19 protein-coding genes are annotated in these 26,087 nt (G+C 63.8%); 10 read left to right on the top strand and 9 right to left on the bottom strand.

Going from position 1 to position 26,087, the window contains the following annotated elements; all coding sequences use genetic code 11:
• Nucleotides 1-18 precede the first annotated feature (18 nt).
• From NOV74_RS12830 to NOV74_RS12810, 5 genes are all read right to left on the bottom strand, one after another.
• Nucleotides 19-1,215 carry an O-antigen ligase family protein gene (locus NOV74_RS12830; protein WP_257313151.1) on the bottom strand — a complete coding sequence of 399 codons (1,197 nt, stop codon included), beginning with the start codon at nucleotides 1,213-1,215 and terminating at the stop codon, nucleotides 19-21.
• 128 nt (nucleotides 1,216-1,343) lie between these two features.
• Nucleotides 1,344-2,516, bottom strand: a complete 1,173-nt coding sequence (locus NOV74_RS12825) for a CapA family protein (RefSeq protein WP_257313148.1) — start codon at nucleotides 2,514-2,516, stop codon at nucleotides 1,344-1,346.
• Nucleotides 2,509-3,885, bottom strand: coding sequence for a murein biosynthesis integral membrane protein MurJ (gene murJ, locus NOV74_RS12820; RefSeq protein ID WP_257313146.1), 1,377 nt, complete (start codon nucleotides 3,883-3,885; stop codon nucleotides 2,509-2,511). Before murJ ends, NOV74_RS12825 begins: the two co-directional genes overlap by 8 nt.
• Before the next feature lie 220 nt (nucleotides 3,886-4,105).
• The gene (locus tag NOV74_RS12815) at nucleotides 4,106-5,821 is read right to left on the bottom strand and encodes an asparagine synthetase B family protein (protein ID WP_257313143.1); all 1,716 of its coding nucleotides are present in this window, start codon (nucleotides 5,819-5,821) and stop codon (nucleotides 4,106-4,108) included.
• Complete coding sequence (locus tag NOV74_RS12810; RefSeq protein ID WP_257313321.1) at nucleotides 5,809-6,891, bottom strand: glycosyltransferase family 4 protein; 1,083 nt, start codon at nucleotides 6,889-6,891, stop codon at nucleotides 5,809-5,811. The genes NOV74_RS12815 and NOV74_RS12810 overlap by 13 nt, the downstream gene beginning before the upstream one ends.
• 259 nt (nucleotides 6,892-7,150) lie before the next feature.
• On the opposite strand from NOV74_RS12810, the gene NOV74_RS12805 reads away from it, so the two are divergent.
• From NOV74_RS12805 to NOV74_RS12775, 7 genes are all read left to right on the top strand, one after another.
• Nucleotides 7,151-7,939, top strand: coding sequence for a DUF2334 domain-containing protein (locus tag NOV74_RS12805; protein WP_257313142.1), 789 nt, complete (start codon nucleotides 7,151-7,153; stop codon nucleotides 7,937-7,939).
• Nucleotides 7,936-9,480 carry a DUF2334 domain-containing protein gene (locus tag NOV74_RS12800; protein WP_257313139.1) on the top strand — a complete coding sequence of 515 codons (1,545 nt, stop codon included), beginning with the start codon at nucleotides 7,936-7,938 and terminating at the stop codon, nucleotides 9,478-9,480. Before NOV74_RS12805 ends, NOV74_RS12800 begins: the two co-directional genes overlap by 4 nt.
• Nucleotides 9,477-10,658 (top strand): glycosyltransferase, encoded by a 1,182-nt coding sequence (locus tag NOV74_RS12795; RefSeq protein WP_257313137.1) that lies wholly within the window; start codon nucleotides 9,477-9,479, stop codon nucleotides 10,656-10,658. Before NOV74_RS12800 ends, NOV74_RS12795 begins: the two co-directional genes overlap by 4 nt.
• Complete coding sequence (locus NOV74_RS12790) at nucleotides 10,659-12,818, top strand: glycosyltransferase (protein WP_257313134.1); 2,160 nt, start codon at nucleotides 10,659-10,661, stop codon at nucleotides 12,816-12,818.
• A gap of 444 nt (nucleotides 12,819-13,262) precedes the next feature.
• Nucleotides 13,263-14,537 (top strand): nucleotide sugar dehydrogenase, encoded by a 1,275-nt coding sequence (locus NOV74_RS12785; RefSeq protein WP_257313132.1) that lies wholly within the window; start codon nucleotides 13,263-13,265, stop codon nucleotides 14,535-14,537.
• The gene (locus NOV74_RS12780) at nucleotides 14,537-15,568 is read left to right on the top strand and encodes an SDR family oxidoreductase (RefSeq protein WP_257313130.1); all 1,032 of its coding nucleotides are present in this window, start codon (nucleotides 14,537-14,539) and stop codon (nucleotides 15,566-15,568) included. Before NOV74_RS12785 ends, NOV74_RS12780 begins: the two co-directional genes overlap by 1 nt.
• The gene (locus NOV74_RS12775; RefSeq protein WP_257313127.1) at nucleotides 15,568-16,701 is read left to right on the top strand and encodes a glycosyltransferase family 4 protein; all 1,134 of its coding nucleotides are present in this window, start codon (nucleotides 15,568-15,570) and stop codon (nucleotides 16,699-16,701) included. Before NOV74_RS12780 ends, NOV74_RS12775 begins: the two co-directional genes overlap by 1 nt.
• 99 nt (nucleotides 16,702-16,800) lie before the next feature.
• Here the strand turns inward: NOV74_RS12775 and NOV74_RS12770 are convergent, their stop codons facing one another.
• Nucleotides 16,801-17,931 (bottom strand): hypothetical protein, encoded by a 1,131-nt coding sequence (locus NOV74_RS12770; RefSeq protein WP_257313126.1) that lies wholly within the window; start codon nucleotides 17,929-17,931, stop codon nucleotides 16,801-16,803.
• 238 nt (nucleotides 17,932-18,169) lie between these two features.
• Here NOV74_RS12770 and NOV74_RS12765 point away from each other — a divergent pair, with 238 nt between their 5' ends.
• From NOV74_RS12765 to NOV74_RS15500, 3 genes are read left to right on the top strand one after another with little or no spacing between them, the layout of a single operon-like run.
• A complete protein-coding gene (locus NOV74_RS12765; protein ID WP_257313125.1) occupies nucleotides 18,170-19,291 on the top strand; it encodes an acyl-CoA dehydrogenase family protein in 1,122 nt (373 codons plus the stop codon).
• A complete protein-coding gene (locus NOV74_RS12760; RefSeq protein WP_257313122.1) occupies nucleotides 19,288-21,150 on the top strand; it encodes a non-ribosomal peptide synthetase in 1,863 nt (620 codons plus the stop codon). The genes NOV74_RS12765 and NOV74_RS12760 overlap by 4 nt, the downstream gene beginning before the upstream one ends.
• Before the next feature lie 46 nt (nucleotides 21,151-21,196).
• Nucleotides 21,197-21,742 (top strand): glycosyltransferase, encoded by a 546-nt coding sequence (locus tag NOV74_RS15500; protein WP_371748446.1) that lies wholly within the window; start codon nucleotides 21,197-21,199, stop codon nucleotides 21,740-21,742.
• Here the strand turns inward: NOV74_RS15500 and NOV74_RS12755 are convergent.
• Genes NOV74_RS12755 through NOV74_RS12745 form a run of 3 tightly spaced genes read right to left on the bottom strand, consistent with a single transcriptional unit; the run spans nucleotide 21,727 to nucleotide 25,534 of the window.
• Nucleotides 21,727-23,943 carry a polysaccharide biosynthesis tyrosine autokinase gene (locus NOV74_RS12755; protein ID WP_257313120.1) on the bottom strand — a complete coding sequence of 739 codons (2,217 nt, stop codon included), beginning with the start codon at nucleotides 23,941-23,943 and terminating at the stop codon, nucleotides 21,727-21,729. The two genes, NOV74_RS15500 and NOV74_RS12755, sit on opposite strands and share 16 nt — an antisense overlap.
• The gene (locus NOV74_RS12750) at nucleotides 23,940-24,419 is read right to left on the bottom strand and encodes a low molecular weight protein-tyrosine-phosphatase (protein WP_257313118.1); all 480 of its coding nucleotides are present in this window, start codon (nucleotides 24,417-24,419) and stop codon (nucleotides 23,940-23,942) included. Before NOV74_RS12750 ends, NOV74_RS12755 begins: the two co-directional genes overlap by 4 nt.
• Nucleotides 24,416-25,534 (bottom strand): polysaccharide biosynthesis/export family protein, encoded by a 1,119-nt coding sequence (locus tag NOV74_RS12745; protein ID WP_257313116.1) that lies wholly within the window; start codon nucleotides 25,532-25,534, stop codon nucleotides 24,416-24,418. Before NOV74_RS12745 ends, NOV74_RS12750 begins: the two co-directional genes overlap by 4 nt.
• Between the last annotated feature and the right edge of the window lie 553 nt (nucleotides 25,535-26,087).

The following is a 26,087-nucleotide window of genomic DNA, read 5'->3' as shown; positions in this document are numbered from 1 at the left end:
GATCACTCAATCCAACGATCATGGCTCGCCCTTCAAGGCAGTGGATTCCTGGAATGAGGTCTGGCGCATCCGGTGAGCGCCATAGGCGCCCGCCACCAGCCCCACGATGAAGTAGAAATGCCAATGGAAGGCGATGTTCGCAGTGGTGCAGGCCGTGAGGACGCACGGAAGGGCCAGGGCGAAAGGCAGGCCACCCTCAAGCGCACGGACGCGCCAGGCTTGGCTGAGCAGCAGGCCGCACATGATCAGGAAGGGAATGAGGCCGAAGAGTCCCATTTCCACGGCAAACATGGCCATCTGGTTATGCGCCACGATGCCAACGTCGGAATCCCCAGTCTTGGACCGGTGGCCGAGTTCCACGCGGTAATTCTCGGGGCCCAAACCATACAGCGGGGAACGGAAGAACTGCTCGATGAGCACCGGCGCCATCCGGGCGCGGTCCTCGCTGCTGATGTCGGCGCTCACCACGCGTTCGGATCGCTTCTCGATGATCGACTTGGCCAGGCTTCCACCCACGACCGCGGCCATGACGATCACTGAGGCCAGAACAGCGGGTGGGGACCACCGCGCACGCCGCGTTTCGATGGCCACCAACGTCACCACTCCGATGACGGCGAGGAGGGCCGCCGTGCGTGAGCCCGTCAACAGAAGGCCCAAGATCACGATGATCCCCCCACCGGCGAACAACAGCCGCGTCGCCCACCCATAGCCCGTGCGGGGCTGGATCACCCTGGCGATGGCAATGACAAAGGCGGTTGCGTAGATGACGCCAAGCACATTCGCGTTCTGCTCGAATGCGGAAATGCGCTGCTCCCCGAGCGCTTCGACGATCGGGGCAGCGGCCCCGATGCCCATCAGATGGAGGATTCCTGCCAGGGCACAACCCAGAACGAAGAAGTCGCAGGCCCGCTTCCTCAGCCGGTCCTCCCTCATGACGGCCGCCAGAATCCAGGCCCAGAGCAGGGGCCGGATCATGTTGCGGGTTGAATCAGCCATCTGGTTCGGCAGGGTCGACAGCAGCGAACCGTAGACGTACCGCGTGCCGAACAGGACCGCCATCCAGATGAGGATGGGTGAAAAGCCCCGTTTGAGGACCCGCGGGGAGAGCAGGAGACAAGCCCAGAAGAACAGCTGCGTCACGCTCATCAGCGAATACTGACGGTTCGTCATCGGAACGAAGACATTCGTGAAGGGAACGAGGGCGATGGTGATCATTGCCCCCCAGGTCACAAAGGCCCAGGTCCCACGCAATTCATAGTTCTGTCCCTCTCCATCCTTGAATAAATCCGCGACCCAAGATCGGGCTGAGCCTGGCTCTGGAAGGTCGGTCGTTCGGTGTTCCGTCATCCTCGACCCTCCTCCGGCGGAATCGTCCGATCTATCAGGTTATCGAGGGAGGTCCGAAGGGCGCTCCGATGGCTTTCGCAACTGACCAAGTTGTAGATCCTGAGCAAGTCGGGCGGGGTCAAGTGGCGGAACAGCCATTCACGACGGTTCAATCGCTGGAGCCACCTTCCGAACCCGAACAACCGCGTCAGGAATCCAGCGCGGTGCTGATCACAGAAGGCGCTCCACACCTGGAGGTACCGTTCCGGGTCCCCCAGCACCTCAGACTGAACCCGCAAGGTCTCCAGGAGGGCCTGAGCCTCCCGTTCGGAGGATCGCCGGATGCCCCCCCCACCAGCAACCTGCTCAATCGGATGCAGAGCCACTTCCGCCGGTTGCCCATTTTGGAAGGTGAGGACCAACCCCAGGCCCTGGCCGCCCAGCGGTCCATGATCGGCGTAATCGAAAATGAAGTTTCCTTGGCCATAGAGGATCGTTCCACCCTGATAGACCTCCATGGAGCCGACGCAGTGGGAGTGCTGGCAGACCACCACATCGGCCCCCTGCTCCACCAGGAACCGGGAGGTCTCCCTCAGCCAGGGCGCCGGATACGGGAAGCCTTCAGTTCCTCCGTGCAGGAGGACCACCAACCGATCGAACTGACCCCGATGCTCGGCCAAGGTGCGGACGACCCAGATCGGGTCGACGGGGTTCGCCCCCGGACGCGAGACGGTCGCCAGGCAACGCTCATCTTCGGCGACGGCCAGGAAGGCGATGCGCACGCCGTTCCGCACGACGATGAGGGGCTTGCGGGCTTCCGACAAAGACGCGCCGGCCCCGAAGGTCGCGAGCTCCGCAGAGGCACAGGTGGTCAGGGTGTCCTTCAGGCCGGCCGCCCCGAAATCCATGATGTGATTGTTGGCGAGACCCACGGCGCCGAACCCACTCCGATGCAGGGTCGCCGCCGACCTGGGGAGGGCGCGGAGGTTGGGGCCGGATTTCGGGATCGGCCGACGGCTCCCCTCGGCGAGCGGGCACTCCAGGTTCGCCACGGCGAAGTCGCACCCTCGGATGAGGTCGAGCACATCACCGAAGATGAGGTCGGATTCGCCCCTGCCAAAGGGGCCGGACATGCGACCGACCGGGCAGATGTCCCCACCGACGAAGACCCGTACGCCCCCTTCAGCCATGGCTCACAACTCCTCTGCACCGCTTGTCCAGCAGCCACCAGACGGACACCGAGACGCAGGTGAAGGCCACCATGGAGACCCCCAGGGACGAGGCCGCGATTCCCGGGGCACCCATCCGTTGCATGAAGACCCAGTCGAGGACCGCGTTCAGGATCGCCTGCAGGACCGCGATCGCAGCCAGGATTTGGTTGGCGCGCATGGCATTGAGGGCCCGCACCAGCAAGGTTGCGGTGATCGGGATCGGCAGGCGCAGGAGATAGAACATCTGGATTCGGGACACGAGCCCGGTGTCCTGGGCCGAGAACCGACCTCGTTCGTAGAGGATGGTCGTGATCAACGTGGACCCTGCCGCAAGCAGACAGGCCATGAGGATGCTCAGGGCCCCTACGATGAGAAGGTACTTCCAAAGGGTCCGGCGGAATTCCAGCCAGTTTTCCTCGCTTGCGAACTGCGAGAACCGCGGCAGAACGGCGGTGCCCAGGGCCGCCATGCCCAAGCCGGCGAAGGCCGTGGGGATCTTCATTCCGTAGCTCAGTGCGCTGTTGCTCCCGGGGCCAAGCATGGAGGCCATGCCCTGGTCCACCAACGACATGGAGGTGATCAGGAAGGCGCCGCTGATGGTGGCCCCATACTGCGCGAGGACAGCCCGGACATGCACGGTCATCCCGTGCCAGTGGGGCAGGAGGGAATTCCCTCTTCGAAACAGGCTGACGCCGATCACCACTGCTTCCAGGGCAGCTCCAAGGAGGGTTCCGGCCAACAGAGCGCCAATGCCCCAGACCTTGTAAGCCACCGCCAAGGCGACCAGGATCGCGAGGGGATTCAGTGCCGGGGCCATGGCCACGACGCCGAACTTCTCGTGCGCGTTGAGGATCGCTCCCCAGGTCGTGGACAACCCTGTCGCCACCACCATGGGCATGGACCAGTAGACCAGTCGCTGAGCCAAGGCCAGCTTCTCGGGCGAGTACCCCGAGGCGATGATAGGCAGCCACCGAGGCGAGGTCAGGGCCACCACCAGGGAGAGGGCTGTCAGTAGGGCGAGATTGAGTAGGAGCACAGTCGCATAGAGTCGCCCAGCGGAGGCCTGCCCCTCCTTGGTGCGAACATCGATGTAGGTGGGGATCAGGGCTGCATTCAGGGAATTGGAAATAAGGCCGACAGCCACTGAAGGAGCCAGGGTGGCGATCACGAAGGCGTCGAAGGCGTTGGAAGTCCCGAAGGCGGCCGCGACCACCGATTCCTTCACGACGGACACCACCTTGACGCCCACCGCGAAGAACCCGACGGTAAGCACGGCCCGCAGCACGCCCCGGTTGGCCGCAGCCAGGGGGAGCCGGGCCCAGACTCGTCGCAGCGCGACCACCACCATGTAGGCATCCACCTCTAGCTTGGGCGTCTCAGGGATCTTAGGTTCTGATTCGACAGGGTGACGAACTCCGCCGAATGCTCAGCCAGTCGACCAGGTTCACTGGTTTTCGTCATGGTTCCATGTTCTCGTTTCCTGTCAAGGTGCCAATATGTTAATAACATTTATTATTTTATGACTTGCGTGTTTTTATCCAATGACCTTTGCAACATGATCCGAGGGTTCATCGAGGATTGTCCCTCATCGCCTTGGCATCCGATTCGAGCAGGCGCACCAGGCGGCTGGTGAGCGCCGTGCGAAGCGCGAGGAACCTCCACGACGGAAGTTCAGGCCCCATCCGGGCTTTGACAGCCCGGATCCAAGGAGTAGGGATGACCCGCTTGAGGGCGGCTCTCACCGTTCGAGTGGAGGCCGGTGTAAAGGAGGTCTCCGAAAGGTGGCCCAGGAGGCGGGCCCGCAACGAAGCCGGCAGCAGGGTCTCCACAGTTCCCGTCCCCAGTTCCTCGCGGAACCAGCACCTGTAGGCCTCCGAGCGCAGGTAGTCGTTTCGGTCGTCGTCGGCACCCATCGTCGCATAGGGCAGCGGTGGGCCCACAGCCTTCGCAATCTGGCGGAACGCCAGCTTGTCGGTGCGCAGTTCGTCTGGCATCTCGCGGACGAAGGTCAGCACTTCACGCGCAAGCAGGGGGCTCGAGATCTCGACGTAGGGAGCCTTCACATCGTTCAAGGCGGCGAGGCCGATGGGGATCCGGTGGCCATGATACAGGCGGTCCCGATAGGCGGGGATGGATTCGCCGGCTCGGTGTTCCAGCGTTTCCGGGAGCCGCTGCGCGCCATCTGCAAGTTCCTCGGCCACATCCTCCGCCAGGAAATCCCTCAGCATGGTCAGGCCCACGGAGGTCCTCGCGTGCTGCACGGTCCGCACGGGGATCCAGCCGAAGCCCTCATCACCCCGGATCACCCCCGAGATTCCACTCGTCGCGAAGGAAGCCCACATGCACAGGCCATCCAGGTAGGGAAAGAGCTGATCCGTGCCGCCCCCACTGGCGGCCAGGAACCGATCCACGACCGCCGTGGGCGAATCCTCCGACCGCTCCGAAAGCAGGTAGTCATGAGGGAGGCCATAGTGCGCGGCGAGCTTCCGGGCGATGAACGCATCGTTGCCGGGCTGGTCGAGGGAGGACGCGAGTCCCCAGGTCATGGTGGGGGGCCGCATCCCGGCTTCCACCAGGACGCCGAGGATGAACCGGCTGTCATAGCCTCCCGACAGGGGCAGGGCCCAGCGGGCGGAGCTGAAATCGAACCGCTGGATGGCGGCCCGCATGATCCCCAGCAGTTGCTCTCGGCAGGCCGCGGCTTCCATCGGCCTGGGGCTGAACTCAATCGGGATGGTGCGCAGGTCCAGGGTCCACCGCTGGCGGTCCAGTACCAGACGGGCGTTCTGGGGCAGGCGGTGAAGGCGCCGGTCCCAGCCGTCGGAGGGGCCGAGCGTGCTCGAGGACAGGAACCACGCAAAGGCCGCCCGGTTGAAATCCAGGCCCTCCAGAAGCGCGACCAGCGCCCGCTGGGACGTCGAGGCGAGAAAGCGGGTCTCCGTGAGGACGTACCAGAGCGTCCTGGATCCTGCGAAATCGCTGCACAGCTCCACGCGCCCGCCATCGGATCGGACCAGGGCGAAGGATCCATCTGGCACGGGGGACCCAGGCTCGTACCAGGCCGGCCACGAACCCGCGAAAGCGCCCAAATGAGCCGAGGTTTCCCTCGCCGTGGCCGCCCCCACGGGCCCCGTGAGGCACAGGCCCTCCTGTGTCCCCATCCCGATCCGATGGGGGTGGCCGGTCACGTTGGAGGGCGTGATCTGGTCCGCCACACGCCTCAGATCGCCCTCGCTGAACGCACCCTGGGGCCCACGCCAGCAGGCAAAGATCAAATTGGACATGCAGTACCTCCCGCGGAAGGCTTCCGGCCCCTGGCCTGCTGGATGGCCCCCTCCCACAGGGCCAGGACCCGGTCGCCCGAAAACCGCTGAACCACCTCACCAGCCCGTGCGGAGAGGCGTGCACGGCCTGCGGGGTCCGACATCAGGGTGACCAGGGCCTCGGCCAGGGCCGAGGGATCCTCCGGGGGCACCAGGCGCCCATTCACACCGTCCAGAATGATCTCTCTTGCCGCGCCCCCAAAATCTGTGCACACCACGGGAAGCCCGCAGGCCATCGCCTCCACCAGGGCATTCGGGAATCCTTCGGCCCGGGACGACATGACAAACAGGTCCGCGCTGCGCAGGACCGCGTAGGGATGCTCGGTCAGGCCCGGGAGTCGGGTGCACCCGGACAGCCCCAGGCTCAGGGCCTGGGCCTCCAGCGCTTTTCGCTCAGGCCCCTCGCCCCAGATCTCCAGAGTCCACCCTGGCGCCTGCCGCCTGGCGGTTGCAAAAGCCTGCAGCAGGAGATCGAACCCTTTGACAGGAAACAGTCTTCCGATCGCGACGAGCCGGTGGGAGGAAGCTTTCCCGGGATCTCCCCCCTGGACCGGCGGTGGCGGAGGTACCGGGTTGGGAATGACCAGTCCCTTCCTGCGGACCCCGGCGGGAAACCACTCCAGCACGGCCTGCGACTGGAAGACGACGGTATCGGCTTGGGGGTAGGCTAGATTGCGCAGGAGGCCCCAACGCCATCCGAGAGATCTCCTGGAGGGATCCGTGCGCTCCGAGATGATGACGGGGATGCCGAGCCCTCGCGATGCCAGGACCGCCAGGATATTGGCCTTGTCGATGAAAGCGATCAGCACGTCGGGCTGAGCCTCGCGGATCGCCCTGCGAATGCTGCGGAGGCGGCGGAGGTTGTTGAAGAGCCCAGATAGCAGGGAATGACTTTCTCCCAACAGATCCAGGGGTCGCACCTCGATGGCACGGCCCAGGGGGTAGAAAGGTGTCTTCCCCTCATCCTCCATGGTCAGGACCACGACCCGTCTCCCCCTCGCCGCCCAATCATTCGCGAGAAAGGAGAGCACCCGCTCCGCACCAGCGGCTCGAAGGCCCCAAACGAAAAAGCAGATCTTCACGCGTTCCTTCCTCAGGCAGGGGTGGGAGGCTGGCCGAAATCAGGGATAGACACGATCATGAAACGTCATTCTATCGATTTTTGCCATCCGAAGGTATTGTAGATGAAGTCTTGTTGGAGAACCTTGGCTCTATGGAAATCGGAAACCTTCCCAACCGATTGCCGCTCCCCTCTTGGCCATCGAATCCGTGGTGAAGGAGACGATCCACATGACCGACAGCCGATACCTGGTCCGTTTCGACGACATCTGTCCGACCATGAATTGGCCAGTGTGGGAGGCTATCGAGGCCCGCCTGGTCCAGTTCGGAGTGAAGCCCATCCTGGCAGTGGTGCCCGACAACCGTGACCGCAAATTGATGGTCGGCGCTCCCCAAGCTGAATTCTGGACTCGTGTCCGTCGTTGGCAGGCCATGGGGTACACCATCGCCCTCCACGGGTACCAGCACGTCTACGTGAACAAGGACCCTGGGATGTTGAAGCTGACCCCTCAGAGCGAGTTCGCCGGTCTTCCGCGAGCGGAACAGGAGGCCAAGCTGAGAGCGGGGCTCGCGATCTTCGATCAGCAGGGCGTCCGGGCCGAGGCCTGGGTGGCGCCTTCCCACTCCTTCGACCGCACCACCGTGGAGATCCTCGCAGACCTCGGCTTGACCCGCATCAGTGACGGCCTCTGGCCTCGGCCTTTCACCGAGGCCAATGGCATCACATGGATACCCCAGCAGCTCTGGGATTTCCAACCCAGGCCCGCGGGCGTCTGGACCGTGTGCAATCACCACAACCACTGGACCCCGCAGCGGCTGGAGCTGTTTGCCGAATCCCTTCGCACCTTTGCGTCCCGTCTGACGGATGTTCCCTCCGTGCTCCAGGACTACGCAGGGCGGAGGCTCTCTCTTTCCGACCGTTGGCAAGGGTTTTCAGAATACGTCTGGACCCACCGCATCATGGGGCCCCTCTGGGCCGCCCGGCGGCGCCTGCGCGAACGAAGGGTGATGACTCCATGACCCGGAAACCCCGCGTGCTGTTCCTCATCAATTCCCTGGCGGCCGGCGGCGCCGAACGGCAGCTGACGCAATTGGTGCGGGGGATGGACCAGGATCGGTTCGACCTCCACGTCGCCGTCCTCCACGACTCCGGATACAGCAACCGAGGCGAGTTTTGGGCAGAGGTGGCCTCGACCCCGGGTGTGACCCTTCACAGCCTCCACAAGCGGCAGGGCCTCCTGGGCTACCTGATCGCGCTTCCCCGCCTCATCAACCTGGTCTCGCGGATCGAACCCGACATCTTGCATGGCTACCTGCAGGGCAACCTGACGGCCCTCGTGGTGGGTGGCCTGCTCCACAAGCCGGTCGCGTGGGGTATCCGCCGCACGAGCATCGACATCTCCAAGATGGATCTCAAGTCCCGGATTCTCCTCAGGATCGAGGTGCGGCTCTCCCGCTTCGCCGATCTCATCATCTTCAACTCCCAAGCGGGCTTCCGGAACCACCGAGCCATGGGCATGCACGCCCGGCGCATGCAGATCATCCCGAACAGCCACGGCATCTCCCTGTTCAGTCCGGATCCCGGCCGGGGGCCTTTGCATCGGAAGGTCCTGGCCCCGGCTGTCTTGGATATCCCCCCGGAGGCACGGGAATCCCACTCAGCCCGCCGGGCAGCCTGGCGAGCCCCGATCTCGACGCGGTTCAGCGACCAGGCTCTGGCTCGAGAAACCGAAAAGGCCCTTCTTGACCTCCTCTCGAGAGACCCCCTTCCCGTCCAGCCCGCCAGAGCAGCCTCGAGGAACGCCCTCTCCGGCGGCCCACGCTACCTGCTCCGCTTCGACGACATCTGCCCAACCATGGATTGGTCGACCTGGAACGCCGTCGAGGAGATCCTGGTCGCCCAGGGTGTGAAGCCGATCCTCGCGGTGGTTCCCGATAACCAGGATCCGAAGCTGATGGTCGACCCGCCGGCATCCGACTTCTGGGATCGGGTGCGGGGCTGGCAGGCGCGGGGATGGGCCATCGGACTCCACGGGTACCAGCACCTCCGCGTGAATTCGGAGCCTGGCATCCTGGGCTTCCCGTCGAAAAGCGAATTCGCCGGCCTGCCCTACGAGGAACAGCTGCGCAAGCTGAAACTCGGACTGGAGATCTTCGCCCGCGAAGGGGTCCGGCCGGACGTTTGGATCGCACCATCCCATTCCTTTGATCTGGTCACCGTGGCCGCGTTGAGGGAACTTGGGATCCGGACCATCAGCGATGGCATGGCCTTCCGGCCCTATCAGGACGACCGGGGGACCGTGTGGATTCCCCAGCAGTACGCGATCATGCGGCCCATGCCTTGGGGGGTGTGGACCTTCTGCTACCACCTCGGTCTTCTCTCTGGGGGGGCCATGGCCCACTTCCGGAAGAGTCTGGAGCAGCTGGGGCCGAGAATGATCTCCCTCAGCGAGGCGAGGGCTCTCGGCGGCCGACGCCTCTCCCCGCTGGACCGGATGGTGGGCCTCTCCCGGAAGATCCTGACCATGACCCGGAGGCAACGGACGAGGTGGGCGTCGTGATCCGGACCCGCGTCGTGTTCCTCATTCCTTCCCTGATCGCCCATGGGGCCGAGCGGCAGCTTTGCGAGTTGGTGCGGGGGATGAACAAGGACCTCTTCGAGGTCCACGTCGTGGTGTTCTATGGTCCCGAGGCGCACGGCGAGAACCACCTGTGGGGCGAGACGGAGAGGATCCCGGACAGCACGTGGCATTGCCTCCACAAGCGGAGGGGCAGTGGGGGGTACCTGATTGCGCTTCCTCGCCTACTGACCCTGCTGCGGCGGATCCAGCCGGACGTTCTCCATGGGTACATGGATGCGAACCTGCCGGCCCTGCTCCTTGGGCGTCTCATCGGCATCCCGGTGGTCTGGGGCATCCGCCGCACGAGCAGTGACCATTCACTGTTGGATGGCCGCTCCCGGTGGCTGCTGAGAATCTCCGCGCGCCTGTCCCGGTTCACGGATCTGATCATCTTCAACTCCGAGGCAGGGCGGGCCAGTCATCAATCCATGGGCATGCAGGCGCCCCGGATGCTGGTCATCCCCAACGGCTTCGATGTCACCAGGTTCGCGCCGGCTTTGGCCCAGGGCCTGGAGCAGCGCCGGGCCTGGAACGTGCCGGCGGAGGCGCCGCTCATCGGCATCGTGGGCCGTCTGGAACCGGTGAAGGACCACCCCACCTTCCTGCGCGCGGCTGCACGGATTGCCCGTGATTGGCCTGGAACCCGCTTCGTCTGCGTGGGCAGCGGGCCGACGGGCTATTCGGAGTCCCTGAAGCGACAGGCGGAGTCCCTCGGTCTCCGCGACAGCGTCCTGTGGCCTGGTGCATGCACAGAGATGCCCGCCGTCTATAACGCCCTGACTGTACTCGCCCTGTCCTCGACCGACGAAGGCTTCCCCAATGTCCTGGGGGAGGCCATGGCTTGCGGCATCCCCTGTGTCTCGACCCGGGCCGGGGATTCCGAGCGGCTCGTGGACGACCCTGAGGCCGTCGTGGACCCTCGCGATGATGAGGCCCTGGCAGCGGCCATCTCCCGCCTCCTGGGAGAGCCCGCGGCGTCCCGCACCGAGAAGGGCCTGGCCCAGCGGTCTCGGATGTGCTCGGAATTCAGCACTGAGACTCTCGTCCGCAGAACGGAAGCCGCGCTGGCGTCCTTGCGTCGCGCCCCATCGACCCGCCCTTTTCCCGCCGGTGCCTGAATGTACGACATCGTGTTTCTCACTGATCAATTGGGCCGTGGGGGGGCCGAGACTCAACTGGTCCGGATCTGCATATCCCTGCACCGAAGGGGCTGGAAGGTGGGCATCCTCTCCCTTTTTCCCGGCAGTGATTTCGACGAGGAACTCCAGGCCGATGGCATCCCCCATCTGTCGTGTGAGCCCCACCGCATGCCGAAGGACCACCCCATGGTCCCGCTACGCCTCACGCTACGGCTCATCCGGCACCTGCGCGCCTGGAAGCCTTCCACGCTGATCTGCTTCAGCTACCATTCCGACGTCATCGGCCGAGTGTGCGGCCGAATGGCGGGCGTCCCGGTCATCATCGGCTCCCTTCGGACCGCCTTCGCCAAGACCCCGCTGCGTGAAAAGGTCTACCGGATCACCGAACCGCTGATCGATCTGACCGTTTCCAACTCCCAGGCCGGAATCAATTACATGGTCTCGCGGAAAATCCTCACGCCGAGAAAGACGCTCGTGATCCCGAATGGCATGTTCACCTCGGATTACCCTTCGCCTGTTCCCCGAGAAGAAGTAAGGGCCAACCTCGGAATCGCCCCAGAAGCTTTCCTGTGGCTCGCGGTCGGCACCCTCAACCCGGCGAAGGACTACCCCACCATGCTCGAGGCGGCGGCGCGATGTGCGGCGGCCGACCCCCGGTTCCGCTTGATCATCGCAGGAGGAGGCGAGCAGATCGACACCCTCAGGGCGGATGCGTACGCGCGCGGGGTGGGACAGGTGGTGCGCTTCCTTGGGAAGCGCACCGACGTGGCGCGGCTCATGAAGGGAGCGGATGCTTTCGTGCTCTCTTCGGCCTGGGAAGGCCTTCCCAACGCCGTAATGGAGGCACTGGCATCAGGCCTTCCCGTGGTGGCGACAGATGTCGGGGGGGTCAGAGAGCTGGTCGTCCCTGGTCGCTCGGGATGGATCGTTCCGCCGCGTGATCCCGCTGCCCTTGCAGACCAGATGCTGGCCGCGATGGCCCTGGATGCCCCCGCGCGTGACGAGATGGGCGCGATCGGCCGAGAGCACATGGCCACCCGCTACGACCAGGAGCGCATAACCGAGCGGTGGGAGGACCTGGTCCGGCAGACCTCCGCAACGGCCCGGAAGCTCCTGCCGAAGCAGGCGCCCGCCTTCGTCATTTCCCTGGACTTTGAGCTGCTCTGGGGCATGCGCGACAAGCAAACCATCCAAACTTATGGCGACCACATCCTGGGGGAGCGCGAAGCCATTCCTGCCATGCTCGGCTTGTTCAGGCGATACGGCATCAAGGCCACCTGGGCAGCGGTGGGCATGACACTCTTCGACCGCCGCGAGGAACTCCTCAAATACTTGCCTGACCTGCGACCCACCTACGACTGCGAGGTGTTGAATCCCTACCTGGCCCTGGATGAGGTCGGAGAAGACGAGCGCTCCGACCCCTACCACTTCGGGCTGTCCATGGTCCGCCAGATCCTCGACTGCGACGGCATGGAGCTCGGGAGCCACACTTTCTCCCATTTCTACTGCCTGGAGAGAGGCCAGACCGAGGCCCAGTTCCGGGCCGATCTGGAGGCCTCCATCGCCGCCATCCAACGGTTGGGGGAGCGCCCGGTCAGCTTCGTGTTCCCCCGGAACCAGTACAACCACGAGTACCTGTCCATCTGCGCCGATGCCGGATTCACCTGCTTCCGCGGCAACGAAAGGGCCTGGATGTACCGCGGGGGCGCCAACGAATCTCATTCTTCGACCCTGCGGACGACCCGCCTGTTAGACCACTACCTGAACCTTTCCGGCTCCAATGGATTCACCCCGCATGAAGAGGGGAGGCTGATCAACTGCCCCTCCAGCCGGTTTCTGCGGCCGATCAACCCCTACCTGGAGTCCATGGATGGGTTGCGTCTGCGGCGGATCAAGCGCGCCATGGAGGCGTCAGCCAAGGCTGGTGAGTGCTTCCACCTCTGGTGGCACCCCCATAACTTCGGCACTCATCTCAAGGAGAATCTGGCGAACCTGGAGGAGCTCCTCCGGTTCCATATCACCTTGCGGGACCGGTACGGCGTGGTTCCCATGAACATGGGGGAGATCGCCGCCAGGGCCCGGACTGCCCGCAGCTTGATTCCTTCACCAGATCCCCGGGCTGTCGTAGGAGCGAGTTGATGGGCCGCTTATCACAGAACCAACGTACCACCGCAGCCCCCAAAGGCGGAGGGCACGGTGTTTGTCGCTCGCGCTACGACTTGGGCGAAGGCTTGGTGGTGGAGCATGGTCCCAGTCCAGGAGAGCGGCCGGTTTCAGAGACCGGCGTCATCCTGATGCCACCCCTCGGCTACCAAGACACCTACGGCTACCGGTTCAGGCCGCGCATGGATCCGGCAGCCTCCTTCAGGGCGGAGCTAAGCGCGCTCAATCTCCGCGAATCCGTCCCGCTTCGGGACAACGCCTGACCCCTCGGCCCTCAATGTGGGGCGAGTTTTACAATTCGTACTATTACAAAAATTCCTATTAGGAGTATACATCTGATTAAGAAATAATCGCCCTGGAAACCTCGCCACAGAGCAAACTGAAGAGCCATCCAACGCAGGTCACTCGGAGTGGAGCATCATGCGCATCGCGGTCGTGGGTCTCGGATACGTAGGACTGCCTCTGGCGCTTGAACTCGCCAAGGCATTCCCGAATACGGTGGGGTTCGACATCCACGCGTCAAAGGTGGCCGAACTCCAGGCCGGGGTGGACCGTACCCAGGAAGTGGAGTCCGAGGCCCTGAAGCGCACCACGCTGAAGATGACCGCGAATCCCGAAGACATGCGAGGTGCCGACTTCATCATCGTCGCCGTGCCCACGCCCATCGACGGCTGGAATCGGCCGGACCTCACACCCATGCTCAAGGCCAGCGAAACCGTCGGCAAGGTGCTCGGCAAGGGCGCCATCATCGTCTACGAATCGACGGTCTTCCCCGGCGTCACCGAGGAGATCTGCGGGCCCGTCCTGGAGCAGTACTCTGGACTCAAGAGCGGCCAGGACTTCAAGCTCGGCTACTCCCCGGAGCGCATCAATCCCGGTGACAAGGTCCACACGGTGGATCAGATCGTAAAGGTGGTCTCGGGCCAGGACGCTGAGACCTGCCAAACCATCGCCAGTGTCTACGGGGCCGTCATCCGCGCGGGCATCCACCAGGCCAGTTCCATCAAGGTCGCCGAGACGGCCAAGGTCATCGAAAACACCCAGCGCGACATCAACATCGCCCTCATGAACGAGCTGGCCATCATCTGCGAAAAGGTCGGGATCCGGACGGCGGATGTGCTGGCCGCGGCCCGCACCAAGTGGAACTTCCTGCCCTTCAGCCCCGGGCTCGTTGGCGGGCACTGCATCGGCGTGGACCCCTACTACCTCACCACCAAGGCCGAGGAGCTGGGCTACCAGCCCCAGGTCATCCTGGCGGGCCGGCGCATCAACGACACCATGGGCGCCTACGTGGCCCAGAAGCTCGTGAAGCTCCTCATCCAGCAGCAGCTCCCCGTGAAGACCGCGAAGGTCGGCATCCTCGGCCTCACCTTCAAGGAAAACGTGCACGACATCCGGAACAGCAAAGTGCCCGACATCGTCGAGGAACTCCGCCAGTTCGGGGTTCACCCCCTGGTCCATGATCCGATGGCCGACCAGGAGGCGACCCATGAGGAGTACGGGATCCAACTCGCGCCCTTCGAGGCCTTCCACGACCTCGATGCCCTGGTCTTCGCCGTCAGCCACCAGGCCTTCCTCGCCGGCGGGGCCGCCTCCATCCGCGCCTGCCTCAAGCCGACTTCCGTGGTCGTGGACGTGAAGTCCTGCTTCCAGCCGACGGACTTCCCGGAACCCATCGCCTACTGGAGTCTTTGATGAGCCTGTACCAGGCGCTCTGCCAGGACCTTCAGGCCCACCCCAAGCGCTGGCTCGTGACCGGGGTCGCCGGTTTCATCGGCTCCTCGATCCTCCAGAAGCTGCTGGAGTTGGACCAGACCGTGGTCGGCCTGGACAATTTCTCCACCGGGAGCCCAGCGAACCTGGAGAACGTGCGCCTGGGGCTCCCCGCCGGGGCGTGGGAGCGCTTCACCTTCATCGAGGGGGACACCCGGAACCTGGAGACTTGCCAGCGGGCCTGCCAGGGCGCCGAGGTGGTGTTGCACCAGGCCGCCTTGGGCTCCGTGCCTCGTTCCATCAAGGATCCGATTGCCAGCCATCAATCCAACGTGGACGGCCTCCTCAACATGCTGGTGGCCGCCCGGGATGCGGGCGTCCGGCGGATGGCGTACGCCTCCTCCAGTTCCGTCTACGGAGACGACCCGGGGCTGCCCAAGGTCGAAGCCCGGACGGGGCGGCCCCTTTCCCCCTATGCCCTGACCAAGGTCATCGGCGAGCAGTACGCAGCCATCTTCGCCCGGACCTACGGCTTCAAGACCCTCGGCTTCCGCTACTTCAACGTCTTCGGCCTGCGGCAGAACCCCAACGGCCCCTACGCCGCCGTCATGCCCAAGTGGCTCCAGGCCTTGATCGATGGAGAGACCTGCACCATCCACGGGGACGGCGAAACCAGCCGGGATTTCTGCTACATCGCCAACGCCGTCCAGGCCAACCTCCTGGTCAGCGCGGCCCCGGAAGGCTCCCTGGGCGAAGTCTTCAACGTCTCCTACGGCGGCACAACCTCGTTGACCAAGCTCTACTGGATGATCGCCGATCGCCTCGCCACCGCGCAGCCTGGCTTCCAGCGGAAAGACCCGATCTACGGGCCTTGGCGCGAAGGCGATATCCAGCATTCCCAGGCCGATCTCTCCAAGATCAAGGCGCACCTGGGTTACGAGCCCACCCACTCCGTGGCGCAGGGCCTGGATGAGCTGGTCCCCTGGTTCGCAGCCCGGGCGGCCCAGGTCTGATGCGAATCGCAGTCTTAGGGGGCGCGGCCAGAGATCTGGTGAACTTCCGGGGGCACCTCATCTCGGAGCTGGCCCGGGCCGGGCACACGGTCTACGGGATCGCGCCCGGCGGCACGCCTGCGATCCGGGAGGAGCTCCGGAAGCTGGGCGCCACCTACGTCCCCGTCGACATCGACCGCACCGGCCTGAACCCCCTCCACGATCTCCGGACCCTCTTCCGGCTGTGGACCCTGTTCCGCCGCCTCCGCCTCGAGGCGCTCCTGGCCTATGAGATCAAGGCCGTGGTCTTCGGGACCCTCGCCGCCGAACGGGCGGGCGTGCCCCACCGCTTCGCCATGATCACGGGCCGGGGCACCACCCTCCAGGGGGAAGCCACCGGGTTCCGGCTGCGGGCCGTCCGCAGTGCCGTCAAGGCCCTCTACCGGCTCGCCCTGCGGCGTTGCCGGGGCGTGCTGTTCCAGAACGAGGACGACCTCGCCTTCTTCAGGGAGGAGGGCCTGCTGCCCGAAGGCAAAGCCTCGCGGATCGTCAACGGCTCGGGCGTAGACCTGGACCACTTCGCCCCCGCCCCCCTCCCGGACGGCCCCGCGTCCTTCCTGTTCGTGGGCCGCCTCCTCCGGGACAAGGGCCTGCAGGAGTACGTGGAGGCCTGTCGCGCCGTCGCTGGCGGCCCGGTCCCGGCGCGGTTCCAGATCCTGGGGCCTCTCGACAGCAACCCGAACGCGATCCACGCCGATCAGGTGGCGGCCTGGGGCCGGGAAGGCATCGTGACCTACCTGGGCGAGACGGAGGACGTGCGCCCGGCCCTGGCTTCCGCCCACGTCCTGGTGCTGCCCTCCTACGGGGAAGGCACCCCCCGCTCGGTCCTGGAAGCCATGGCCATGGGGCGGGCCATCGTGACCACCGATGCCCCCGGCTGCCGGGCCACGGTCCGGGACGGACGCAACGGCTTCCTCGTCCCGGTGCGGAACAGCGACGCCCTCGCCAAAGCCATGACGAAGCTGGCCACGGACCGGAGCTTGATCGCCCGCTTCGGGGCGGAGGGCCGGCGGATCGCCGAGGAAACCTACGATGTCCGCCGTGTAACAGCGGACATCCTGGCGTTCATGGAGCTGGCCCCTGCTCATCTCTAGCGCGTCCTGAGGCTCTTGTTCCTCCCGCCAACCACCGGTTGCTGATTCGTGCTCCGTGCGGGGTGGCTCGGTGGGCGCTCCAGGGCGTGTTTGTGAATTCTAGAGATGTACCGGCCCATCACCGTCGCCGCGATTGAGGTGGAAGCATAAGGCGCTGTCATCAAGGGGTTGGAGCAGTTCGGCTAACTTGGGGGACATGAAAAATGGAAAATTCGATGGGCCTTCTATAAAGCCCGCGTTTCGTAACGCCAGGCACCAGGCTTGGCTAGCCTGATTCGAGATGACCAAGTCTGACCCGCCGGCTTCGAGAACCTTCCTGGAGCAGGCGACGACCTCCGGGGCATCGGCGGGCTTTGCGAGGCAATCCACCAAGGTGCCCACCCGCATATCACCAAATTGCTTGTGTCCGGACATCTGAGTATTGAGCAATACCGCCCAGCCCACGACCTGTCGATCCCGCATGACCTTCAGGCGTATGAATCGTGGGTTGGTGGCCGGGTAGAGGGCGTTCAAGATCCGCTGATCGCGCACTGCGATCAGTGAATAGTCGTTTTTACAGCTATCCCAGATGGCGTCGGTCCATTCAGAGAACTCGGGAACAATCTCGTAGGACACATCAGCCGAGGGACGATGACCGCGTCTCAGGCCGAAGAGCGTCTTGATGCCCAGCCAGCCCAAGCCACTGAACCTAAGGACGTCGAAGACGATCCGCCGAAGGGGGCTGTTCCGCAATATGGTGATGTTGCGCAGGAATGCATTGGGATGAATGACCCTGAACCAAAACGGGACCGGGGTCGTCTGCCATCCGGCTGAAAGCAGGAATTTCGCCATGGGAATGTGGAGGCCTCCAATACCCAGCCCCCACATGTGAGGATGCCGGCGAAGGGCATCCCAGTACAACTTCGCCCCGATCATGGCGTAGGTTCGGTCGGCGATCCCTTCGGAAATCGGGTTCTGGTAATCCTGCATGACCAGATATTCCCCCTTCAGCAGAAAGGGCTGATGTTTCAAACCGTAACCGCCGTGCATGCCCCCTTGTTCATCGACAGCCACGAAATATTCCTGGTACAGATCGAATCCCTCCCTCCGGGGCAGCCACTTGGGAACATGCGATTCCGTGAAATGAAAGGTATACAAGTCGGGGTCGAGGTTTGCCGCGGCGAGTCGTGTGTTGAACGCCCGCACAGCCTCTTCGTGTGCAGCGGTATAAGGGGTGATTTCAATGCGCATGCCACACCTGATGGTTTGAATGAACGGCCTGATTCCGGGTGCGATTCCACTGGGTGGCCATTCCAGGGCGAAGGCGGCATTTCGAGAGGTCAGGAATGGAGCCCACGGGACTCGGACCCCTGGTGTTGTCCGGCGCTGGCCGACAAGCTTGTAGCAATCCGTTGTTGAACATGATATGACCTTTATTCTTCTGAGGCGATTCCATTAGATGACAGCTCTCGGTTACGAGTCCCCGTGGATGACCGACGATACACGGATCTTCCGGCGGACGGTCCAGCACTTCGTCGAACACGACCTCGCCCCGCACCAGGCCCCCTGGGCGGCGCAGGGCCACCCGGATCCCGGCGTGTGGATCAAAGCCGGCCAAGCGGGGTTGCTGCTGCCAGACGTGCCTGAAGCCTATGGCGGGGGCGGCGGAACTTTCGCGCACGAAGCCGTCGTCGTGGAGGAGTTGGCGCGCGCGGGGATTCCGTTCGGCGCCGGAGTCCAGAGCATCGTGGCCCACTACATTCTCGCCTATGGCAGCGAAGAGCAGAAACGCGCCTGGCTCCCCCGCATGGCCAACGGAACCCTCGTCGGTGCGATCGGGATGACGGAACCCGACTCTGGGTCCGATCTGGCCTCCCTCAGGACGCTCGCCCGCAGGGAGGGCGATGATTACGTGATCGACGGTTCCAAGACCTTCATCACCAATGGATGGCATGCGGGTCTCGTGTGTCTCGCCGTGCGGACGGACCCCAAGGCCACCGGCATGAGGGCGCTGTCGTTGCTGGTCGTCGAGACCGAAAACCTGCCCGGCTACCGGACTGGCCAGATCCTGCAAAAGATAGGTCGGCACCCTCTGGATACGTGCGAACTGTTCTTTGACGGCGTGCGGGTCCCCTCCAGGAACCTGCTTGGCGCCGGCGAGGGCCGCGGACTATTGCAACTCATGGAGCAGCTCACCTACGAGCGGCTGTCGATCGGGCTCGCCGCCGTCGCCTCCGCGGAAAGCGCGGTGGAGATGACAACACGCTACGCGAAGGAGCGGCGGATTTACGGCAACCCGCTCATCGATCTGCAGCACACACGGTTCAAGCTGGCAGAGTGCAAGACCGAGGCTCGCATCGGGCGTGTGTTCGTGGACAACTGCATCCAACAGCACATCGCCGGGCGGCTGGACCCGGTGAGCGCGGCGATGGCCAAGTACTGGCTGACCGACTGCCAATGCCGGATCATCGACGAGTGCGTCCAGCTTCACGGGGGATACGGGTACATGGAGGAATACCCGATCGCCCGCATGTGGCGCGATAGCCGGGCACAGCGTATTTATGGCGGCACCAATGAGGTCATGAAAGAAATCGTGGGGCGGTCCCTATGACAATCAGCGATACGCACGCCGAATTCCCACCTGTTTGCACACACGAGCTGTTCGAGCAGCAGGCGGCCCGGACCCCCGACGCCGTCGCCCTCGCTTTCGGAGCGCGACAGGTCAGCTACCGGGAATTGAATGAGCGCGCGAATAAGGTGGCGCACCACCTCCGCGAACGCGGCGTGGGTCCGAACGTGCTCGTAGGGGTCTGTCTTGAGCGTTCCCCGGATATGGTCGTGGCGTTGTTGGGGGTATGGAAGGCAGGTGGCGCCTATGTTCCTCTGGATCCGACCTACCCACCAGAGCGGCTGTCCTTCATGATCGACGATGCAGCCACGCGGTTGCTGCTGACCGAGGAGAAGTGCCGTCCGGTGCTCGGGTCTCTGAGCGCCGAGGCGATCTACCTGGACAGCGGCTGGCCGCTGATCGAACACCAAGCCCACGACAATCCTGCGCCGGTCGCCCATCCGTCCCATCTAGCCTATGTCATGTACACCTCTGGATCGACCGGCCGCCCCAAAGGCGCGATGATCGTCCATAGCGGCCTGGTCAATTATTTGTGGTGGGCGATTCAGGCCTATGCCGTCGGCCCCAGCCACAGGGTTCCGGTTCATTCCTCCGTGTCGTTCGACCTCACGGTGACCAGCCTGTACACGCCGCTGATGGCGGGCGGCACGGTCGAGCTCCTGCCGGAGGATGCCGGCGCGCAGAACCTGGTGGCGGCCTTGCAGCGAACCGGGGGGCACGGTCTCGTCAAGATCACGCCGTCGCACCTGGAACTGCTGAGCAAGCAGGTCAACCCGATCCATGTGCCGGGCATGGCGAGGGTCTTCGTGGTCGGGGGCGAGAATCTGCTGGCCGAAAGCCTCCAACTCTGGCGCGATCTGGCGCCTGACACGCGGATCATCAACGAATATGGCCCTACCGAGACAGTCGTCGGTTGTTGTGTCCACGAAGTGCGGCCAGAGGATCCGACCAGCGGACCAGTGCCCATCGGGCGACCGATCGCGAACACCTCCCTGTATGTGCTCGATCCCAGCCTGCGGCCGGTTCCGCCCGGCGAGATGGGCGAGCTCTACATTGGTGGTGCTGGCGTGGCACGCGGTTACCTGAACCGGCCGGAGCTCACGGCCGAGCGTTTCCTGCCCGATCCCTTCAGTGACGTTCCAGGCGCCACCATGTATAAGACGGGAGACCTCTCAAGGTACCGGGCGGATGGAATCCTGGAATACCTGGGCCGGATCGACGACCAGGTCAAAATCCGCGGCTACCGGGTCGAGCTTGGCGAGATCGAAGCGGCCCTCGCGGCACAACCAAAGGTATGGTCCTGCGCGGTCCTCGCGCGAGAGGACGACTCTGGGGTCAAGCAGCTTCTCGCGTATGTGGTCGCACGCGACGACGGTAGGCCGGATGCCGGGGAGCTACGGTCGTTCCTCAAGGAGCGGATTCCGGGGTACATGATTCCGGCCCATTTCGTCTTCCTGGACGCCCTCCCGCTCACGCCAAATGGAAAGGTCGACCGGAAGGCCCTGCCGCCCTGGACCGGCGTAACCGCTAGCGCCGAAAAAGGTGGAAAGCCCCGTACCCGGACCGAGCAGGCCCTCGCGGCGATATGGTGCGATCTGCTGAAGCGGGATACGGTCGGCATTGACGATGACTTCTTCGACCTGGGGGGCGACTCGATGAGTGGCATTGGACTGCTCATCCAAATCAAGAACACGTTTGGCGTGGACCTCGAACTCGCAGGCCTGTTCGATCAGCTACAGCTATCCGCGCTCGCAAAGGCCATCGATAACCTGGCGCTGGCAAAGATCCCATCAGACACAGGAGATGGGTCGGCTGAACCGGGCACTTTGAATTACACATAGCCTCCCAATTTATGCCACATGGTTTACGCAGGGTGATGGTGAATTGGTGCCATCCGACACGGCAGGTTCCAACTGTTTCGATGACCCTTGCCAAGAATCAGAGGACGTGCGCCCGGCGCTGACCGCCGCCCATGTCCTGGCGCTGCCCTCCTACGGAGAAGACACCCCTCGCTCGGCACTGGAAGCCATGGCTATGGGGCGGGCCATCGTGACCACCGATGCGCCTGGCTGCCGGGCCACAGTCCAGGACGGACGCAACGACTTCCTCGTCCCGGTGCGGGACAGCCGAGCCCTCACGAACCCAGTCGTGCGGCTCGCGGCGGATCCCGCCCTGATCGCCCGGTTCGGAGACGAAGGCCGGCGGATTGCCGAGGAGAAGCACGATGTGCGCCGCGTGACGGAGGGTGTCCTGGTCTTCATGGCGCTGCCTCCGGTGGCCTCCCGCGAGGCAGACCCGACGACTCCCTCACCGCAGACATCCTCACGGCTGAGATCGACCTCACGGGCGCCATCCTCTACCTGGCCAATCCCTTCGGAAGGGCCACCATCGGCGGTTGACCCTTCACCCAGAAGCCATCATTCGTACCGATAGTGGTAGGCATAACGGTAGCGCGTGCGGTTGCCCCCCATGCGGAGAGGCTGCACATCGTTGAAGACGCAGCCCAACACTGGGATGTTCTGGCGCTCAAGGCGCTTCAGGCAGGTCCGGAGTTCCTCCATCGGGTGCTTCCCATATTTCGCCACCACCAGCACGCTGTCGACACTGCCGCCGATGATCAGGGCGTCCGTGACCGCCAACACTGGTGGGGCGTCGAGAATCACATAGTCGTAGACCTTCGAGGTTTCCACGAGGAACTCCTCGAAGGAATCCGACATCAAGAGTTCCGATGGGTTCATGGGAATGGACCCGGACATGATCAAGTCCAGCCTGGGGACGGCCGTCTTATGGACCACCGCCTTCCACTCCGCCATCCGGGAGAGGACATCTGACAGACCGCCCGCCCGATCCCTCGACCAGAATTGGCGGTGCAGGGATCCCTTCCGGAGGTCCGCATCCACCACCAGCACTCGGTTGCCCGGCCGGGCCAGCACGACGGCCAGGTTGCCGCTGACGAAAGATTTACCGATGCCCGGCGAGGGGCCGGTCACCATCACAGTCTGACTGGAGGCCTTCTTCTTCGAGAAGTGGAGGCTCGTGCGCAGGCTGCGGAGGCTTTCGGTCGCCAGGTCATCCGGATTGAGCGCCGCCAGCAGATGCAGACCGTCCTCCCCGTTCTGCATGGCCTGCGAATGCGCCTCCTGGGCCTTGCTGTGGGGAATGGTCACCAGCACCGGGAGACCCAGCTTGGATTCGATGAGGCGATGATCCTCGATGCCCGGGCTGAAGGTCTTCCTCAGGATGGCCAGGCCCACCCCGGACAACAACCCAAGGAAAAGGAAGAGCCCCATCAGCATCGTCTTCCTGGGCGCGATGGGCGTCGGATCCGGCTTGGCGGGATCCACAATGGTGATTCCCCCCACTTCGCCGGCACTGGCGATCCCCAGTTGCTGGATATTGTTCAAGAGCGCCGTGTAGAGTTCCGTGTTGATCGCCACCTGGCGGGACAGACGCACCACCTCCTGCTGCGCGTTGGGGAGGGTTCGCACCTTGGCATCGATCCGGCTCCCTTCGGACCGGAGCTGGGCGATCTGCCGATTGAGGGTGGCCACCACATCCGAGTCCTCGCGGTAGGTCCGCAGGAGTTCCTGTTTCTTCTGTTGCAGCGCCGAGATCTGCACGCTCAAGTTGGAGTTCTGCTGCAGCAGAGCGTCCCCTTCACGAGCGAGGTCCACAGACCCGGTGCGGCTTCGGAATTGATTGAGGCGATTCTCCGATTCATCCAGCTTGGCCTTCACCTGGGGGAGTTGCTCCTTGAGGATGGCCAGGGTTTGGGAAGTACCGGAGTTCTTCCGTTCGATCTTGTGCTGGACGTACTGATTCACGATTTCGTTGAGGATCTCTGCGCCAACGTTGGGATCGGCACATTTGAGGGTCAGCCCCAGCACGTTTGTGAGCTTGCCCCTCTCGGCCACATCGAGATTCCTGCGCAGCACCTCAAGCGCCTGAAGCTCGGGTTGCCGCTCCAAGGTGAACTTCTGGCCGGGCTTGCCACTGAGGGTCCGAACCACCAGCTTCAAGGCATTGCCTTCATTGCCCAAGGTTAATGGCTTGCCCACCTCACCCGTGCCCAGCACCGTGCCCAACGGGGATTCCAGCCGATAGGTACCGCCTGTGAGGGCGGTCAGGCCAAATACCTGCCCTCGCAGGTTGTCCGGAACATCAAAGGATTCCACCTCGATCCTGGGTGCCTCAGGGTTCCCACGGTTGAAGGCCGCTCCCACGAAGGGAAAGAACTTTGGCGCGGCCAGGATGTCCAGGTGGAGAGCCTCCACCGTGCGGCCGAGCACCAGGCTGCTCTGGATGATCTCGATCTCGCTCTGGGCCTCGGTCGGTCCTGAAAACAGACCCTCCATCTTGGCAAAGGCCGGGTCGGCGGACCCCGTCCGCCTGCCTTCGACTTGCAACAGGGCCTGGGCCTGATAGGTCGGAGCGGTTCGCCAGACATACAGGCCGCCAAGGCAGACGAACAGGAACAGGGAGGCAAAGATGAAATACCTGCCCTCCCAAAGATTGGCGAACCACTCGAAGAACCCCAACTCTTCGGACTCGTCGAAGCGCCGCGTGGGCATGGGTGGATACTCGCCGTGATCCGTGTGGTTGGGCTGGGTTCCGTGGTTAAGCTGGGAGTTCATGCCGACCTTTGCTTGGGTGTCAGGCGGGGCGGCCAGTCTGACGAGGCTTGGCGCACGCTTTCAAAAGCCACACGGAAGGCCTCGGGCCCTTGTCTGAAGGGATCCAGGATCTCTCTGGCGGTGGGGGATTGCCAGTGCCCCAGGAGGAAGATCCGCCCGAGGGAGCTGGGGAACATCTGTCCGCACCATGCTTTCTGGGATAGTTCCATGACCAGGATGAGATCTGCGGCGACGGTCATCTCGTAGGTCAACTGGCGGCCAACGTGGGCGGAGATGTCCAAGCCGATGTCAGCCATGAGGCGCTGGGCCTCCAGATCCGCCGGAGCCCCCTCCAGAGCGGCCAAACCGGCGGATTCTACCTTGATGTCCTGGGGGAGCATGGCGCGCAGGAAGGCCTCCGCCATGGGGCCACGGCAATGGTTGCCCTCGCAGACGACCAGAATGTGGCTGATGGCATTAGCAGATCCTGCATTCATGGTCTTGAATTCGATGAAAATCCCAGGTACTTGGCGGTGGTTGCCGTCTGCAGAAGGGTCGAGTAGGTGGGCAGGATGAGATTCATGACCTGCCCCCAGCGGACCACGGTGCCCTTGTCCACATAGACGATGTCACGGGCGTAGAGGGGAAAGCGGTCCGCCAGGATCATGGCTGTGGGATTGCGAGCATCCAGATGGAAGACATCCACCGCGTTGGTGGCGGAGCCCTGACGAATCACGTAGATCGAATGTGCATCAGCCGTCAGACCCTGAATCCCGCCCGAGTCCTGGATGGCCTTGGCGAGGGAGAGATTTCCGTGAATGAGGGGCGTGGTCCCCGGCCTTACGAGTTCGCCCAGCATGTAGACCGGGGAGTCCGTCAGATTCGGGACTTGCAGCGAGTCCCCGTCCTGCAAAAGAATCTGTCCCACGCGGTTGCCTTGGGTCATCAGAGCCTGGAAGTTCAGCTGCCAAGTCTGCTTGCCCCTGGACAGGAGAATCCGGCTGTCATCCGCCGTCGGAAGGAAACCACCGGCCCGGTTCACGGCCTCGGTCAGGGTGAATGGTACGTCAGTGACCGGATAGACCCCGGGATTGCGGACCTCACCCCCGATGTAGGCCTTCTGCGATCGGAAGGCGATCACCTTCACATCCACCTGCGGATTCTGAAGCACCTTGCCCAGCAGGGAGACGAGCTTGTCCCGAACCTGCCCGACGGTCAGGCCGGCGACGTGGAATTTGCCCACATAGGGGAAAAAGAAATTGCCATCTTCATCAATGACCGTGCCGGCGGCCGTATCTTGCCGGTACTGCCCGAGGGGCAGCGTGATCTCCGGGTGGTCCCAGACTGTGACCAACAGGATGTCCTGCGGTCCGAGCTTGTAGGGCGTGGCGGCCTTCTCCAGAAGGCCAGCAGCCGGACCCGGTTCGGAGGCCCGCCGTTCCTGCTCCTGGAGGGTGGCGGTGTTCAGCGGACGCAAGGTGACATTGAGCCCATCGAGGCGGGAGCTCTCGGTCTTGGAGGGATGGACGTTCAGCTTCATCCCAGGAGCCGCGCAGGCTGCCAGCAGCAGGGTGGCGCACAGCGCCATCCAGCCCCCGGCACGGAATCGCACATGCCCCCTCGGAAGGTCAGGCTGGCGGGCTGAAGGAAGGGGCCACCTTGAAAGCTGGGTCTGGAATGAATCGGAAGGGCACATGGCACTCTCCGTGATGAGGGACCTAGATATATCGCTATTTCCCACGGTCATACAAGCAAAATCAGCACTATTTTGGCTTCGGCCAAGTGTTAACCTTTGACCAGATCCCAAGGTCCCCGCATGAGTTGGCCCTTCTTTCGTCTTCGCCTCGCGCAAGCTTCGCCCCGGGAAACCGCTTGGCCTCCGAAGAGCCGCCCGGCAGGCCATCCATGGGATCCCGCCCTGAGGCTGAAGGGGGCCTTAGGCCGGAAGCCAGACCACTGACCTCATGCCCCGAGGAGAATCCTTTGACCCGTGAGGAGGCACGGGAAGGCGCACCACGTGAATGGAGGCCTGGCGACGGCCAAGTCATCGCATGGGCGACTCCTTCGCGGGGAGGAGCGTTCCAGCAGTTCCCCGCTTGGGCGGTTGGAACTCTCCGGGCCGCGGTCGGGACCAGTGGTCCTTCCACGTTCCCGAATGGACGGTT

Source organism: Geothrix fuzhouensis (genome assembly GCF_024609325.1).
GTDB lineage: Bacteria > Acidobacteriota > Holophagae > Holophagales > Holophagaceae > Geothrix > Geothrix fuzhouensis.
This window is presented reverse-complemented; position numbering and strand designations above follow the sequence as displayed.